Raw genomic sequence first — 15435 nt, 5'->3', positions numbered from 1 at the left:
GCGACAGCCTTTCCGCCACGGGGGCATCGGTGTCTTCGGCCGCCCCCGCTTCGGTCACCGCACGGTCCGCCGCCGCCGTGACGAGGTCGAGCAGGGGCAGCAGGTCGGCGGTGGCCGCGTCCGGGTGCAGCAGGGTGGCCTTCAACCACAGGCGGCGCCGGCCGTCGCCGTCCTCCGCCACCGCGCGGCCGAGGACGGCGCGCCCCTCGGCGAGCAGGGTGCGGCGGACAGCGGCGACCACGGCGTCGCCCGCCTCGTCCGGCAGCGTGTCGGCCACCGCGGGGCGGAACAGCACGGTGCTGATCCCGATGTCGCCGTGGCGTCGGCGCAGCGCGGGGCGGGCATCGACGGCCCGGCCGAACTCCGTTGCCGTACGCACGCAGTGCTCCACCAGTTCGCCGAGCCCCCGGCGGCCGAGTGCCCGGAAGGTGACCGCCATCTTCAGGGCGTCGGGGCGCCGGGTGGTGCGGATCGAGCGGCCCAGCAGGTCCGGGAGTCCGGCCTCGGTGTCGTCGTCGGCGTTGAGGTAGTCGGCGCGCAGGGACAGCGGCGCGAGCATCCCGGCGTCCGCGACGGCGAGCACTCCTGCGGCGACCGGCTGCCAGCCGAGTTTGTGCAGGTCGAACGTTACGGAGGCGGCGTGCTCCAGGCCCGCGAGCAGCGGGGCCAACCGCTCGCTGAACAGCAGCGGACCACCGTAGGCGGCATCGACGTGGAGCTGGGCCGCGTGCCGTTCGGCGATGCCGGCGATCTCCGGCAGCGGGTCGATACGCCCCTCGTCGGTGGTCCCGGCGGTGGCGACGACCAGCAGCGGTGCTCCGGCGAGGGCGGCCAGGGCGTCGTCGAGGGCGGCCGGGTCGATCCGGCCGCCGCGGCAGGCGACGACCACGGGGGCGGGCAGACCGAGCATCCATGCGGCGCGGTGCACGCTGTGGTGGGCGTTGGCGCCGGTCACCACCCGGAGGGTGCGGGGGGCCGCTCGTTCCCGGGCGAGGAGCAGGGCGACCAGGTTCGACTCGGTGCCGCCGCTGGTGATGAGGGCGTCGGGGGCGGGGGCCGCCGGGTGGACCAGGCGGGCCAGTGCGGCCGTGGTCAGCTCTTCGATCACCCCGGCGGCGGGCGCCTGGTCCCAGGAGTCCATGGAGGGGTTGAGGGCCGCCCCGGCCAGGTCCGCCGCGACGGCGACGGCGAGCGGCGGGCAGTGCAGATGGGCGACGCAGGCGGGGTCGGCCGGATCGGCGGCCCCTTCCGCGACCGCGCGGACCAGGTCCCCGAGCGCGGCCTCGGGTCCGATGCCCTCCTCCGGCAGGACCGGGGTGCAGAGGGCGAGCGTGTTCAGGGCCACGGCCTCGGGCCCTCCGGCGGGCAGCGGGCCGCCCCGGGCCGGGGCGGCGTTCTCCAGCGCGTCCAGGACGATCGCGGTGAGGGCCCGTAGCCGGCCCGGCCCGTGCGCACCGCCCGCGACGAGACCTTCCCGCGGACCTTCCGGGCCGGGAGCCGGCTGCTTACCGTCGCTCACACCCCACGCTCCACGGGGAGTTCACAGGACGACAGGCCCTGGGCACGCAACATGGCGAAGTCCTTCGGTCGGAGTGCGCGGCGGGTCATGCGGGTGTGCCGCCCCGCACGCGGGGCGGCACCGGTCACGGAAAGATCCACAACCGGGCATTCGCTGGTTAGGCTAACCTAACTCCGACCGTGCGAAGGAATACGTTCCCGCCGTACGGGGCGATCCACCGGCGTCCGAACTACCGTTCCCCCGAGCGTAGTCGGGAGGGAGCCGACGGCCCACGCCGGCACGGGTTCGGCGCCCTGCCCGCGCAGGACCGTCGGGCCGGGTCCCACCCCATGGTCCCCCGGAATACGTACGGGCAAGGCCCGGTGCGGGAGCGGTGGCGACCGCTCCCGCACCGGGCCCGGATCACGCCGCTTCGGCCGGCAGCTCCGCGCGGATCTCCCGCGCGGCGGCGACCAGGTTCTCCAGGGAGGCCCGGGTCTCGGGCCAGCCGCGGGTCTTCAGGCCGCAGTCGGGGTTCACCCACAGGCGCTCGGCGGGGATGGCCTCAAGTCCCTTGCGCAGCAGGGCCGCCGCCTCCTCGGCGCCGGGGATGCGCGGGGAGTGGATGTCGTAGACGCCGGGTCCGGCCTCACGCGGGTAGCCGTGGGCGGCCAGTTCTCGGGCGACCTGCATATGGGAGCGGGCCGCCTCCAGGCTGATCACGTCGGCGTCGAGGTCGTCGATGGCCTGGACGATGTCGCCGAACTCCGCGTAGCACATGTGGGTGTGGATCTGGGTGTCCGGCCGCACTCCGGAGGTGGCGAGCCGGAAGGACTCCGTCGCCCACTCCAGGTAAGCGGCGCGCTCGGCCGCCCGCAGCGGCAGTGTCTCGCGCAGCGCGGGCTCGTCGACCTGGATCACCGAAGTACCGCTCGCTTCCAGGTCGTTCACCTCGTCGCGCAGAGCCAGGGCCACCTGGCGGGCGGTGTCGCCGAGCGGCTGGTCGTCGCGGACGAAGGACCAGGCGAGCATGGTGACCGGGCCGGTGAGCATGCCCTTGACGGGGCGCTCGGTCAGCGACTGCGCGTACGTGGTCCAGCGCACCGTCATCGGCTCGGGGCGCGAGATGTCGCCCGCGAGGACCGGCGGCCGGACGTATCGGGTGCCGTAGGACTGCACCCAGCCGTGCTGGGTGGCGAGGTAACCGGTGAGCTGCTCGGCGAAGTACTGGACCATGTCGTTGCGTTCGGGCTCGCCGTGCACCAGGACGTCCAGTCCGGCCTTCTCCTGGAAGGAGAGGACCTCGCGGATCTCGTCCTTGATGCGCTCCTCGTACCCGGCCTCGTCGATCCGCCCCGCCCGCAGGTCGGCGCGCGCGGTGCGCAGTTCCGTGGTCTGCGGGAACGAGCCGATGGTGGTCGTCGGCAGCAGCGGCAGCCCGAGGTGGGCGCGCTGGGCGGCGGCCCGTTCCGGGTACGGCCGGGATCGGCGGCCGTCCGCGTCGGTGACGGCCGCCGTGCGGGCGCGGACGGCCGGGTCACGGGTGAGCGCGGCGTCGGCGCGGGAGGCCAGGTCGGCGCGGTTGGCGGCGAGTTCGGCCGCGATGGTGTCCGTTCCGCCGCCCAGGCCGCGGGCCAGGACGACGATCTCCTCGGTCTTCTGCCGGGCGAAGGCGAGCCAGCGGGCGATCCCCGGGTCGATGCCCTGCTCGGCGCCCGCGTCCAGCGGGACGTGCAGCAGGGAGCAGGAGGCGGAGACGTCGACCCGGCCGGCGAGGCCGAGGAGGGTGCCGAGGGTGGCGAGCGACTTCTCGTGGTCGTTGATCCAGACGTTACGGCCGTTCACCACACCGGCGACCAGGCGCTTGCCGGGCAGTCCGCCGGCCGCCGCGAGGTCGTCGAGGTTCCCCGCGCCGGACTCGGTGAAGTCCAGGGCCAGCCCGTCGATGGGGGCCTTGGCCAGGACCGCCAGTGCTTCGCCGAGCCGCCCGAAGTAGGAGGCGACCAGCAGTCGGGGCCGGTCCGCGAGCCCGCCGAGCTCGCGGTAGGCGCGGGCGGCGGCGTTCAGCTCGGCCGGGGTGCGGTCCTGGACGAGTGCGGGTTCATCGAGCTGCACCCACGCGGCGCCCGCCGCGCGCAGATCGGCGAGGACCTCGGCGTACACGGGAAGCAGCCGGTCCAGCAGGGTCAGCGGCTCGAAGTCCGCCGCCACCCCGGGGGCCGCCTTGGCGAGCAGGAGGTAGGTGATGGGTCCGACCAGCACCGGCCGGGGCGTCAGACCGAGGGCCAGCGCCTCCCGGAACTCCGCGACCTGCTTGGCGGAGTCGGCGGCGAACACCGTGTCCGGACCCAACTCAGGCACCAGATAGTGGTAGTTGGTGTCGAACCACTTCGTCATCTCCAGTGGAGCGACGTCCTGCGTGCCGCGGGCCATGGCGAAGTAGCCGTCGAGGGCGTCCGCGTCGACGGCTGCGCGGTGCCGCTCGGGCACAGCGCCGACCATGACGCTGGTGTCCAGGACATGGTCGTAGTAGGAGAAATCACCGGTCGGCACCTCGTGGACCCCGGCCCCGGCGAGCTGCTGCCAGGTTCCCCTGCGCAGCTCGGCGGCGGTCTCCCGGAGGGCGTCGGCGTCGACGCGGCCCTTCCAGTAGCCCTCGATGGCCCTCTTCAGTTCACGGTTTTGACCCTGGCGGGGGTAGCCGTACACGGTGGCCCGTGCTGCCGCGGCTGCGGGCTTCGCTGTCACGTGACTCTCCTTCGCGAGCGTGTCTGCGGGACAGACCCCGGGACGGGAAGCGGACGCGAAGGGATGACGCATCGGGCGGGAACCGGGACACATGGAACCGTGTCCGTCCGCCTGATGGTTACGCCGACCCGCCCACGAGGTCACCGGGATCTCCGCACGCGAACGGTCGCGTGCGGGCAACGGGCAGGTCTTCGGACTCGCGGGCACGTCTGCCGGGGCAGACACCTACTGGCCGTCGCTTCCCGGACCCGGACGGGCCCAGTGCGTATGACGGCGGTCGTTCCCACTCACCGCTGCGGGGCAGTCCCGGATTCCCACCGGGTTCCCTCTTACGACACCCCGCCTGGCGGACAGGGCGAACCAGCTGCACCGATCAGCCTAGGCGGACGCCCGGCCCGCGCACACCGTTGTTCACACTTCGGACGGTGACGTGAGACACGGGCGGACCCACTCCCGGGCTCCGGGGCGCACTCCGTCGCGGCGGGCCGCCGCGTCGGGCTACGCGCGTTCTCCACTCGTTCGGCCGTTCGTCAGCCGTGTGCTGACCGCCAGTCAGGTCGAGCGCGTCCACTGGACGTGACAGTGACACAGATGTAACCGAATGGCGTAGGGACTGCGGAACCACCGAGCGTCACAAGCCGTTCTTCTTCCCACTACACGGCCGCCGACCCGCGGCGAGGCCGACCGAGGAAACGGAAAACGCCAGATGAAGAAGACAGTCGGGTGGGCCCAGGACGGCGACGACTGGACGATCACCGTGAACGGCACGCTGTATCGCGCGATCGAACGACCGGCGGACGGCCGGGTGCACGACTACCTGGTGCGGGGCGACGACCTCACCGCCGAATGCCCGAGCCTGGGGCACGGCCTCGGTGTGATCCGGGCGCACGAGTCCCGGGGCTGACGCCCCTCACACCCCTGACACCCCTGCCGGTCCGACGACGAGGTGCGGAGGCCCTCACCCGCCCGCGCCTCGACGTGGACCCGTCAGCCACCGGGCGTCAATCGCCGTCGGCGCCGGGCTCCCGGCTCAGCAGGTAGGTGTCCATGATCCAGCCGTGCCGTTCGCGGGCCTCCGCGCGCAGCCTGCTGATCCGGCCGGCCACCTGATCGAGCGGGCCGGAGACCAGGATCTCGTCCGGGGTCCCGATGTAGGCGCCCCAGTGGATCCACCACCCCCTGCCCGTCAGATGCGTGAAGCTCTCGTGGCCGTCGAGCATCACGACGAGGTCGCAGTCCTCGGGGAATCCCTGGGCGAGACGTCGTCCGGGGGTGATGTGGATGGGGCGGCCGACCCGGTTCAGGGTGACGCGGTGCCGGGCGGCGAGGGCGGAGACGCTGCTGATGCCGGGGATCACCTCGTGGCCGAATTCCACCGTTCCGCGTCCTCGGATGTCGTCGAGGATCGCGAGGGTGCTGTCGTACAGGGACGGGTCGCCCCACACGAGGAAGGCTCCGCACTGCCCCGGTGCGAGCTCCTCGACGATCAGGCGTTCGCAGATGTCGGCGCGGCGGTGGCGCCAGTCGTGCACCGCCGAGGTGTAGCGCCCGGCGTCCTGCTGGGTGCGGTCCCGCCACGGGTCCTCGGCCTCGACGACGCGGTAGGGGCCGGTCAGGTGTTCGTCGAGGATGTCCCGCCGCAGCCGGGTCAGCGCGTCCTTCTCCTTGCCCTTTCCCAGCACGAAGAAGACGTCGGCCCGGCGCATGGCCTTCACCGCGGCGAGCGTCAGGTGGTCGGGGTCGCCGGCGCCCATGCCGATGACGAGGATGTGACGGGGTGCGTCGCTCATGCCGGCCGATCATGCCAGGGGTGGGTGGGATGAACCGGTCCCGCGCATGCGTTATGGACGTTTGTGTCCGGCTCACAACGGGCCGGGACCCGAGGGCGGAGGCATGGCTGTGCACGGTGAGTACAAGGTTCCCGGCGGCAAGCTGGTCGTGGTGGACCTGGAGGTGGCGGGCGGGGCGTTGCGGAACGTCCGCGTCGCCGGGGACTTCTTCCTCGAACCCGACGAGGCGATCCTGGCGATCGACGCGGCGCTGGAGGGCGCCCCGGCCCACACCGACACGGCCGGGCTCGCCGCCCGGATCGAGGCGGCGCTGCCCGACTCCACGGTGATGCTCGGGCTGAGCGCGGAGGGCGTCGCCGTCGCCGTGCGCCGGGCGCTCGCGCAGGCCACGGAGTGGAGCGACTACGACTGGCAGCTGATCCACGAGGCCCCGCAGTCGCCCGCCCTGCACATGGCGCTGGACGAGGTCATCACCGCCGAGGTCGCGGCGGGCCTGCGGCCGCCGACGCTGCGGGTCTGGGAGTGGGACTCCCCCGCCGTGATCATCGGCAGCTTCCAGTCGCTGCGCAACGAGGTGGACCCGGCGGGCGTCGAGCGGCACGGCGTGAGCGTCGTACGCCGGATCTCCGGCGGCGGCGCGATGTTCGCCGAGCCCAGCTCCACCATCACCTACTCGCTGGCCGTCCCGCAGTCCCTGGTCTCCGGGCTGTCGTTCGCCGACAGCTACGCCTATCTGGACGACTGGGTCCTCGAAGCCCTCGCGGACATGGGCATCAAGGCCTGGTACCAGCCGCTCAACGACATCGCCACCGAGGTCGGCAAGATCGCCGGGGCGGCGCAGAAGCGGGTGGTCGGGCCGGACGGCGGCCCAGGGGCCGTGCTGCACCACGTGACCATGGCGTACGACATCGACGCCGACAAGATGCTGGAGGTGCTGCGGATCGGCAAGGAGAAGATGTCCGACAAGGGCACCCGGTCCGCGAAGAAGCGCGTCGATCCGCTGCGGCGGCAGACCGGGCTGCCCCGCCAGACCGTCATCGACCGCATGATCGAATCGTTCCGCAGGCGCCACGGGCTCACCACGGGCAGCGTGACGGACGCCGAGCTGGCACGCGCCGAGGAGCTCGTACGGACGAAGTTCGGTACGCCGGAGTGGACGGCCCGGGTGCCGTAGCGAAGTCCGGACCCGCGGGACGTCCGCCCGGGCATACTGGGACCCATGGACAGGGCGGCGCCAGGCTCCGGGGTACGGGAACGGCTCGGCAGGAGCCTGTTCTCCCGGGTCGCGGGCCCCTCCGGACCGGAGAACCGGGCCCGGATCCATGGCACCCCGGGGCCGCGCTGGTTCGGCCCCGACCGGCCGGTGCGCCGGGTGCACGGGGACGCGTCGATGTTCATCGGCGGGCTGCGGGCCCTGCTCCTCCAGTCGCTGCACCCCCTCGCCATGGCCGCCGTCGCGGGCCACTCCGGGTTCCGGGGCGACCCGTGGGGGCGGCTCCAGCGGACCAGTACGTTCCTGGCGGTGACCACGTTCGGTACGGCGGAGCACGCCCAGGAGGCGGTCGACCGCGTACGGTCCGTGCACGAGGGGGTGCGCGGCATCGCGTCCTCCGGTGAGCCGTACCACGCGGCCGACCCGCATCTGTTGTGCTGGGTGCACATCGCCGAGGTGGACAGCTTCCTGCGCGCCCACCAACGGTACGGGGCACGGCCGTTGGACGGCGCCGGGTGCGACGGGTACATCGACGACATGGCGACCGTGGCCCGGGCCCTCGGCGTCCCCGACCCCCCGCGCGACCGGGCGGAGCTGGCGACACGGATCGCCGCCTACCGCCCCGAGCTGCGCGCCACCCAGGAGGCCCTGGACGCGGCCCGCTTCATTCTTCTGCACCCACCGCTGCCCTGGGCGGCCCGCCCCCCGTACGCCGTGCTCGCCGCCAACGCCGTGGCCGCCCTGCCGCCGTGGGCCGGGGAACAGCTCCGGCTGCCCCGGCTGCCGAGGGTCGAGCGGGTCTGTGTCCGGCCCGCCGGGAGGGCCCTGACCAGGACGATCCGGTGGGCCATGACTCCGCCGCCCGCACCCGCCCAGGCGTGAGGGTCCCCGGGTGCCGGAGACCGCCGATGGCAGGACGATGGAGGGAACCGTACCCAGGGGGGCCCACGGCGGGAGGCCCCGGTGGCACGCAGCGAATCGACCGACGTACTCGTGGCGGGCGCCGGCCCGGTCGGGCTGACGCTCGCCGCCGAGCTGCGGCGATCGGGGGTCTCCTGCCGGATCGTGGACCGCCTCCCGGCCCGGCTGCCGTACGCCAAGGCGGTGGGCGTCCAGCCGCGGACCCTGGAGCTCTTCGACCGGATGGGCCTGGTGCGGGACGTGCTGGACGCGGCCGTCCCGATGCGCGGACAGCTGACGTACCTCAACGGCGTCGCGGAGGGGCGGATCGAGCTGGTCCTCCCGCCCGAGGTGCCGTACGGGTTCGCCGCGCTGCCGCAGTACGAGACCGAACGCGTCCTGGAGCAGTTCCTCGGGCGTTTCGGCACCGTGATCGAGCGTGCCACCGAGCTGACGGCGTTCGCCCAGGACGCCGACGGGGTGACAAGCCGGCTGACCACGTCGTCCGGGGGTGAGGAGGAGGTCCGGTCCCGGTTCCTGGTGGGGTGCGACGGGGCGCACAGCCTGGTCCGCAAGGGGCTCGGGCTCTCCTTCGAGGGCGGCGCGTTCCCGGAGGAGTACATGCTCGCCGATGTGGAGGTGGGCTGGGGCCTGCCGCCCGGGTACGGGGTGCGCTCCATGCACCGGGGCGAGGGCGGTGCGATCGACGATCTGCTGGTGTGCATCCCGCTGCCGGGGACGGGCCGCTACCGGATGTCGATGCTGGTCCCGCCGGAGCTGTCCGCCGCACGGCAGGCGGAGGCTTCCGGGGCGGCCGGCGGCGACGGGGTGGCCCACGGTCTGGAGGGAGGCACCGCGCCCGCCCTCGCCGACATCCAGAAGGTCCTGGACCGGCTGGCCCCGGAACCGGTCACGGCGTCCGCGCTCCGCTGGTCGTCGGTGTTCCGGATCAGCCACCGCCTGGTGGACCGCTACGGCCGGGGCCGGGTGTTCGTCGCCGGGGACGCGGCGCACATCCACCCGCCGACCGGCGCCCAGGGCATGAACACCGGGATCCAGGACGCCTGCGACCTGGCGTGGAAGCTGGCGCTGGCGGTCGGGGACGCGGCGGGGCCGAACGTGCTCACCGGTTACGACGCCGAGCGCCGTCCGGTCGGCGAGGAGGTCGTCGGCCGGACCGTCCGGCACGCCGCCGAGGGCGTCCAGGCCGATCCGGCGGACCCCGCGACCCTGCTGCTGCGCGAGGCCCAGCTGCTCATCGACTACCGGGACAGCCCACTGGTGGCGCCGCCGCCCCCGGACGACGGGAGCGTGCCGCGCCCCGGGGACCGGGCCCCGGACTGCGGCGGCCTCACGGGCGACATCGCCGCGTATCCGATGCGGCTGTTCGACGTGCTGCGCGGGAGCGGGCACGTCCTGCTGGTGTACGGGACCCACCCGGCCGGCGACACGGTGGCCGATCTCGCCGCCGCTGCAAGGGAGTTGTCGCACGGACTGATGGAGACACGCTGGATCCTGCCCGCCGGAGCGACCGCCCCCGGGGCGCCGGTCCCCCTCCACCGGGACGGTCTCGGTGAGTTCGCGCGTCAGTACGGGGCCGGGGAGGGGACGGCGTTCGTGGTGCGGCCGGACGGGTATCTGGGCGCCCGCCTGAGTCCGCCGACGGTTCGGGAGCTGGCGGCGTCGCTCGGGAGGGTCTTCGGCCCGTGAGGCGGCACGAAAGCCGCGCCCACGGGCCGTCCATGACGGGTGATCAGTCGACGGTCACCACGACGGAGTGCCAGCCGCTCGCACCGTCGGGGACGGTCTTGGTGCGCTCCTCGGTCTGGAGCTCGCCGGTGCGGTCGGTGGCGCGGACGGTCAGGGTGTGACCACCGGGAGTCGCCTTCCAGGGGTAGGACCACTGGCGCCAGGTGTCGACGGTGCCCTGTTCGGCGAGCTGTGCCGGCCGCCAGGGACCGTCGTCCACCCGGATCTCGACCTTCTCGATGCCACGGTGCTGGGCCCAGGCCACTCCGGCCACCATCACCGTGCCGGCCTCCGGGCGGCCGAAGGGCTTGGGGGTGTCGATCCGGGACTGGGTCTTGATCGGGGCCTCTCGCGCCCACTTGCGCTTCACCCAGTAGGCGTCGTAGTCGTCGAACGTGGTGAGCTCGATGTCCTCGATCCACTTGCAGGCGGAGACGTACCCGTACAGGCCGGGGACGAGCATCCGGACGGGGAACCCGTTGACGAAGGGCAGCGGTTCGCCGTTCATGCCGACGGCGAGCATCGCGTCCCGGCCGTCCATGACGTCCTCGACGGGGGTGCCGAGCGTCATGCCGTCCACCGAGCGGGCGATGATCTGGTCGGCCTCGCCGCCTCGGGAAGGTGGCTTGACGCCCGCCTCCTTGAGCAGGTCGGCCAGGCGTACGCCGATCCACCTGGCGTGCCCGATGTAGGGTCCGCCGACCTCGTTGGAGACGCAGCAGAGGGTGATCTCGCGTTCGATCAAGGGGCGTTCCAGCAGGTCCTGGTAGGTGAACTCCAGGTCCCGGCGTACGCCCTTGCCGTGGATGCGGAGCCGCCAGGCGTTCGCGTCGACCTTGGGAATCACGAGGGCGGTGTCCACCCGGTAGAAGGAGTCGTTCGGGGTGGTGAAGGGGCTGATGCCGCGGACCCTCAGCTGTGCCCCCGCCGGGATCGGCCTCGCCGGCGAGGCCGGCTTCGGCAGCGTCACGGCCTCGCGGGAGGCGACGGCGTTCTGGCTGCTGCGGCTGTTCAGCGCGCGGCCGACGGCACCGGCCGCCGTGGACGCGGCGGCCGCCGCGGTGGCGGCGATCACGAAGCCCCGCCGGTCCCAGCCGGCCTCCTGCTCCGGCTCGTTGGCCTGTTCGCCGTCCCGCTCGTCGACCGGCGCGCGCTCCTGCTCCTGGCCGGCGGTCCGGTGCGGGCGGGTGAGCCGGCCGATGAGGACGTACAGCAGCGCGGCCCCGACGATCGCCCCCAGCAGGGACGGCAGACCGTCCACGAGACCCGTGGAGTCCGGCCTGCTGACGGCGGCCGCCGTGCCGACCACACCGAAGAGCAGGACGGCCGCGGAGCCGGCCCGCCGGTGCCGGAGCGCCAACAGACCGACGGCCAGGGCGAAGAGGGCGAGCGTGACGACGATGCCGAGTTGCAGGACGAGCTTGTCGTCCTCGCCGAAGTTCCGGATCGCCCAGTCCTTCACACCGGCGGGCGTCCGGTCGATGGCCGCTCCGCCGACCGCCGTCACCGGACTCGCCTCGGGCCTGACGGCCGCCGAGACCAGCTCGGCGACGGCCAGCGAGGCGAATCCCGCGAGCAGTCCGCTCAGGGCGGCGAGCGTGCCGCGGGTCAGGGCTTTCCGGGTGATACTCACGGTCGTCATTCGGAGCCCCGGCCCCGGCGGATTGGTCCTTCGTCCGTACGGGCTGCGAACGCGGACCGCCCCGGCGGGCACGGGGCCTGCCGGGGCGGGGCGGTGAGGCGGACGGATCCGCCTCGCTTCAGGTCAGGCGAGGGACGCGATGGCCTGGTTGAACGTGGCGGACGGGCGCATGATCGCCTCGGCCTTGGCCGGGTCGGGCTGGAAGTAGCCGCCGATCTCGGCCGGGGAGCCCTGCACCGCGATCAGCTCGGCGACGATGGTCTCCTCCTGCTCGGCCAGCGTCTTGGCGAGCGGCGCGAACGCCTCGGCGAGCTTCGCGTCGTCGGTCTGCCGCGCCAGCTCCTGGGCCCAGTACAGGGCCAGGTAGAAGTGGCTGCCGCGGTTGTCGATACCGCCGAGGCGACGGCTCGGGGACTTGTCCTCGTTGAGGAAGGTGCCCGTGGCCCGGTCCAGGCTGTCGGCCAGGACCTGCGCCCGCGCGTTGTCCGTGGTGGTCGCCAGGTGCTCGAAGCTGACCGCGAGGGCCAGGAACTCGCCCAGGCTGTCCCAGCGGAGGTAGTTCTCCTTGACGAGCTGCTGGACGTGCTTGGGGGCCGAGCCGCCCGCGCCGGTCTCGAAGAGGCCGCCGCCGTTCATCAGCGGGACGACGGAGAGCATCTTCGCGCTGGTGCCGAGCTCCAGGATCGGGAAGAGGTCGGTGAGGTAGTCGCGGAGCACGTTGCCGGTGACGGAGATGGTGTCCTCGCCGCGGCGGATGCGCTCCAGGGAGAAGGCCGTGGCCTCGACCGGGGACTTGATGGTGATGTCCAGGCCGTCGGTGTCGTGGTCGGCGAGGTACGTGGTGACCTTGGCGATCAGGTTGGCGTCGTGCGCGCGGGTCCCGTCCAGCCAGAACACGGCCGGGTTGCCGGTGGCGCGGGCACGGGTGACGGCGAGCTTCACCCAGTCCTGGATCGGCAGGTCCTTGGTCTGGCACATCCGGAAGATGTCGCCGGCGCCGACGGCCTGCTCCAGCACGACCGCGCCGCTCGCGTCGACGACGCGCACGGTGCCGGTGGCGGGGATCTCGAAGGTCTTGTCGTGGCTGCCGTACTCCTCGGCCTTCTGCGCCATCAGCCCGACGTTGGGCACGGAGCCCATGGTGGCCGGGTCGAAGGCGCCGTTGGCGCGGCAGTCGTCGATGACGACCTGGTAGACACCGGCGTAGCTGCTGTCCGGGAGGACGGCGATGGTGTCGGCCTCGTCGCCGTCCGGGCCCCACATGTGACCCGAAGTGCGGATCATGGCGGGCATGGAGGCGTCGACGATGACGTCGCTGGGGACGTGCAGGTTGGTGATGCCCTTGTCGGAGTCGACCATCGCGAGGGCGGGGCCCTCGGCGAGCTCGGCCTCGAAGGACGCCTGGATCTCGGCACCGACGCCCGGCAGCGAGGCCAGGCCCTTGAGGATGCCGCCCAGGCCGTCGTTCGGGGTGAGGCCCGCCGCGGCGAGCTGGTCACCGTACTTGGCGAAGGTGTTCGGGAAGAAGGCGCGGACCGCGTGGCCGAAGATGATCGGGTCGGAGACCTTCATCATGGTGGCCTTGAGGTGCACGGAGAACAGCACGCCCTCGGCCTTGGCGCGGGCGACCTGCGCGGTGAAGAACTCGCGCAGCGCGGCGACGCGCATGACGGCCGCGTCGACGACCTCGCCCTTGAGGACGGGTACGGACTCGCGGAGCACGGTGGTGGTGCCGTCGTCGCCGTGGAGCTCGATGCGGAGCGAGCCGTCCTCGGCGATGACCGCGGACTTCTCGGTGGAGCGGAAGTCGTCGACGCCCATCGTGGCGACGTTCGTCTTCGAGTCGGCGCTCCAGGCGCCCATGCGGTGCGGGTGGGCCTTGGCGTAGTTCTTGACGGACGCGGGGGCACGGCGGTCGGAGTTGCCCTCGCGCAGCACCGGGTTCACGGCGCTGCCCTTGACCTTGTCGTACCGGGCGCGGATGTCCTTGGCCTCGTCGGTCCGCGGGTCGTCCGGGTAGTCCGGAAGCGCGTAGCCCTGCTCCTGGAGCTCCGCGACGGCGGCCTTGAGCTGCGGGATCGACGCCGAGATGTTCGGCAGCTTGATGATGTTCGCGCCGGGCGTCCTGGCCAGCTCGCCGAGCTCGGCGAGAGCGTCATCGATACGCTGCTCGGCCTTGAGGTGCTCCGGGAAACTGGCGATGATCCGGCCCGCGAGGGAGATGTCACGGCGCTCGACCGTGACGCCTGCGGTCGAGGCGTAGGCCTCGACGACGGGCAGGAACGAGTAGGTCGCCAGGGCAGGGGCCTCGTCGGTGTGCGTATAGATGATGGTCGAGTCAGTCACCGGGTGCTCCGCTCCACGTCTGCAACATTGCTTGACATCAAGATATCTCCTCACCGTGCCGGGCTCCACAAGGCCCCCGCACGGCTTCACAGTCCGTACGGGGTCCAGTGACGTTCCGGTGACTCCGGGTTACGGCGTCGGCGGCCGGTGCTCGTACCAGCGCAGGTCGTCCTCCAGTTGGGCGGCGAGCGCGATCAGCCGCTCCTCGCTGCGGGAGGGGCCCAGGAGCTGGGCGCCGACGGGGAGCCCGGACCGGGTGAAGCCGGCCGGGACGTTCACCCCGGGCCAGCCGAGGACGTTCCACGGCCAGGCGTAGGGGCAGGCGGCCGCCATCGTGAGGTCGGTGCGCCAGGCGCTGAGGCGGTCGAAGGATCCGATCCGGGGCGGCGGCGCGGCCGTGGTCGGGGTGAGCAGCACGTCGAAGCCGGAGGCGTCGAAGAGGGCGCCGATCCTGCGGTGCTGGCGCACTTCACGGGCGCGGGCGGCCCGCACCACCCTCCCGCCCAGCCGTGTCCCGGTCCGCAGGGCGCTGCGGGTGCGGGGGTCGAGCAGGGCCGGTTCGGGGTGGCGTGCGGCGAACTCGGCGATGCCCGCGGTGGCGCGGGGCACGAAGGCGAGGCCGATCAGCCCGTACCGGGGGCGGGCTTCCTCGACGTGGTGGCCGAGCCGGGCGAGGGTCTCGGCGAGCGCGGTGACGGCCCGGCGCACCTCCGGGTCCGGTCCGGCGCCAGTGAGCGTGAGCGGGGGACGCCAGGCGAGGGCGATGCGGAGGCGGCCCGGGTCACGGCGGGCGGCGTCGGCGGCGCGCACGGCGGGCGGGCGGTGGAAGTCCTCGGGGTGCGCTCCGGCGACGGCGTCCAGGAGCAGCGCCGCGTCGGCGACCGTACGGGCGAGGGTGCCGTTCACGGTGAGCCCCTGGAAGGCGTCGCTGTGCGGGTGGACCGAGATGCGCCCGCGCTGCGGTTTGATGCCGACGAGGTGCGTCCACGCGGCGGGGATGCGCACGGATCCGGCGCCGTCCGAGCCGAGGGCGGCGGGGACGAGTCCGGCGGCGACGGCCGCCGCGGATCCGCCGGAGGAGCCGCCAGGGGTGTGCGCGGTGTTCCAGGGGTTGCGGGTGGCGCCGAAGGCGGGACCTTCGGTGAAGGGCCACTGGCCCAGTTCGCAGGAGTTGGTCTTGCCGACGAGGACGGCCCCGGCGGCGCGCAGCCGGCGGACCGCCTCGCTGTCGGAGGCGGCCGGGGGGCGCTCTCCGTCGCAGCCGAAGTGGGTGGGCAGGCCCGCCACGTCGGTGTCGTCCTTGACGGCGACCGGCACGCCGAGGAGCGGCAGCCGCTCCCCCGCCGCGAGCCGCCGGTCGGCCTCCGCGGCCTCGGCGAGAGCCGCTGCGGTGCGCAGGTGGCGGAAGGCGTTCAGGGTGGGCTGCGTCGCCTCGATGCGGGCCAGGGCGTCGGCCACGAGTGCGGTGGAGGTGGTGGCGGCGTCGGCGAGCCGGCGGGCGCTCTCCGCGAGCCCCGGCCCCGGCGGCGGAACGGGGGCGGCGGGGCGG

General features: G+C 73.3%; 10 protein-coding genes and 1 riboswitch. Of the genes, 4 read left to right on the top strand and 6 right to left on the bottom strand.

Features of this window, described 5'->3' with window-relative positions:
• Both HET64_RS25645 and metE read right to left on the bottom strand, forming a co-directional pair.
• On the bottom strand, positions 1 to 1519 hold a 1519-nt coding region (locus HET64_RS25645; RefSeq protein ID WP_215109410.1), incomplete at its 3' end, for an aminotransferase class V-fold PLP-dependent enzyme.
• A gap of 402 nt (positions 1520 to 1921) precedes the next feature.
• The gene (gene metE / locus HET64_RS25640) at positions 1922 to 4246 is read right to left on the bottom strand and encodes a 5-methyltetrahydropteroyltriglutamate--homocysteine S-methyltransferase (RefSeq protein ID WP_215109408.1); all 2325 of its coding nucleotides are present in this window, start codon (positions 4244 to 4246) and stop codon (positions 1922 to 1924) included.
• A gap of 164 nt (positions 4247 to 4410) precedes the next feature.
• A riboswitch (cobalamin riboswitch) is annotated at positions 4411 to 4626 on the bottom strand.
• 326 nt (positions 4627 to 4952) lie between these two features.
• Between metE and HET64_RS25635 the strand changes: the two genes are divergently transcribed.
• Positions 4953 to 5150, top strand: a complete 198-nt coding sequence (locus HET64_RS25635; protein WP_215109406.1) for a hypothetical protein — start codon at positions 4953 to 4955, stop codon at positions 5148 to 5150.
• Positions 5151 to 5247: 97 nt separating this feature from the next.
• On the opposite strand, the gene cobF is transcribed toward HET64_RS25635, so the two are convergent.
• Complete coding sequence (gene cobF / locus HET64_RS25630) at positions 5248 to 6036, bottom strand: precorrin-6A synthase (deacetylating) (protein ID WP_215109404.1); 789 nt, start codon at positions 6034 to 6036, stop codon at positions 5248 to 5250.
• A 109-nt stretch (positions 6037 to 6145) separates the two neighbouring features.
• Between cobF and HET64_RS25625 the strand changes: the two genes are divergently transcribed.
• The 3 genes from HET64_RS25625 to HET64_RS25615 all read left to right on the top strand — a co-directional run bounded on the left by HET64_RS25625 (position 6146) and on the right by HET64_RS25615 (position 9859).
• Positions 6146 to 7210 carry a biotin/lipoate A/B protein ligase family protein gene (locus HET64_RS25625; RefSeq protein WP_215109411.1) on the top strand — a complete coding sequence of 355 codons (1065 nt, stop codon included), beginning with the start codon at positions 6146 to 6148 and terminating at the stop codon, positions 7208 to 7210.
• Between the two features lie 45 nt (positions 7211 to 7255).
• Entirely contained in the window at positions 7256 to 8131 is an 876-nt protein-coding gene (locus HET64_RS25620) for an oxygenase MpaB family protein (protein ID WP_215109402.1), read from the top strand.
• 81 nt (positions 8132 to 8212) lie between these two features.
• Positions 8213 to 9859: an FAD-dependent monooxygenase gene (locus HET64_RS25615; RefSeq protein WP_215109400.1), complete on the top strand. Its 1647-nt coding sequence runs from the start codon at positions 8213 to 8215 to the stop codon at positions 9857 to 9859.
• Positions 9860 to 9902: 43 nt separating this feature from the next.
• Here HET64_RS25615 and HET64_RS25610 read toward each other — a convergent pair whose 3' ends face one another.
• The 3 genes from HET64_RS25610 to HET64_RS25600 form a co-directional block, all read right to left on the bottom strand.
• Positions 9903 to 11540: a molybdopterin-dependent oxidoreductase gene (locus tag HET64_RS25610; RefSeq protein WP_215109398.1), complete on the bottom strand. Its 1638-nt coding sequence runs from the start codon at positions 11538 to 11540 to the stop codon at positions 9903 to 9905.
• Positions 11541 to 11663: 123 nt separating this feature from the next.
• The gene (locus HET64_RS25605; protein ID WP_215109396.1) at positions 11664 to 13886 is read right to left on the bottom strand and encodes an NADP-dependent isocitrate dehydrogenase; all 2223 of its coding nucleotides are present in this window, start codon (positions 13884 to 13886) and stop codon (positions 11664 to 11666) included.
• 129 nt (positions 13887 to 14015) lie between these two features.
• On the bottom strand, positions 14016 to 15435 hold a 1420-nt coding region (locus HET64_RS25600; protein ID WP_215109394.1), incomplete at its 5' end, for an amidase.

Origin of the sequence: Streptomyces sp. McG3, assembly GCF_018619185.1 — a bacterium.
Classification (GTDB): domain Bacteria; phylum Actinomycetota; class Actinomycetes; order Streptomycetales; family Streptomycetaceae; genus Streptomyces.
This window is presented reverse-complemented; position numbering and strand designations above follow the sequence as displayed.

Excerpts from the sequence above, each read along its gene's own strand:
- HET64_RS25635 (WP_215109406.1), top strand. The coding sequence starts at position 4,953 with ATGAAGAAGACAGTCGGGTGGGCCCAGGACGGCGACGACTGGACGATC.
- cobF (WP_215109404.1), bottom strand. The coding sequence starts at position 6,036 with ATGAGCGACGCACCCCGTCACATCCTCGTCATCGGCATGGGCGCCGGC.
- HET64_RS25620 (WP_215109402.1), top strand. The coding sequence starts at position 7,256 with ATGGACAGGGCGGCGCCAGGCTCCGGGGTACGGGAACGGCTCGGCAGG.
- HET64_RS25610 (WP_215109398.1), bottom strand. The coding sequence starts at position 11,540 with ATGACGACCGTGAGTATCACCCGGAAAGCCCTGACCCGCGGCACGCTC.